This is a genomic window from Psychrobacter sp. AOP30-A2-5, assembly GCF_052378115.1.
GTDB lineage: Bacteria > Pseudomonadota > Gammaproteobacteria > Pseudomonadales > Moraxellaceae > Psychrobacter.
Genome location: NZ_JBQSXK010000074.1, coordinates 1 through 312 on the forward strand (window position 1 = coordinate 1; position 312 = coordinate 312).

The following is a 312-nucleotide window of genomic DNA, read 5'->3' on the forward strand; positions in this document are numbered from 1 at the left end:
ATCATAGACGGATTTGGCAAGTTTGCCCTTAGTGAATGATGTTGATTTTATTTTACCAACAACAATTAGGCTGTTGGCTTTGACAAGCTTTGATGTGAATTTATGAATGAGGTCTTGACGGGTATTTTTAATCTTGGCGTGAATGGCCTTGACCCGCTTTTTATTCTTAGCTCTTTGAGCAATGGCCAGTTTTTCAGCGTATTGATGAGTGATTTTGGTTTGTAGTTTGTCGCCATCACTATTGACTGCTGAATCTTTGCAGCCTAAATCAATACCGACCTGACCAGTGCCACACGCTGTTTTTGGAAATTC

At 40.1% G+C, this 312-nt stretch carries 1 protein-coding gene; it reads right to left on the reverse strand.

Going from position 1 to position 312, the window contains the following annotated elements; genetic code table 11:
• On the reverse strand, nucleotides 1-312 hold a 312-nt coding region (locus ACT3S4_RS14420; RefSeq protein WP_444761316.1), incomplete at both ends, for a transposase.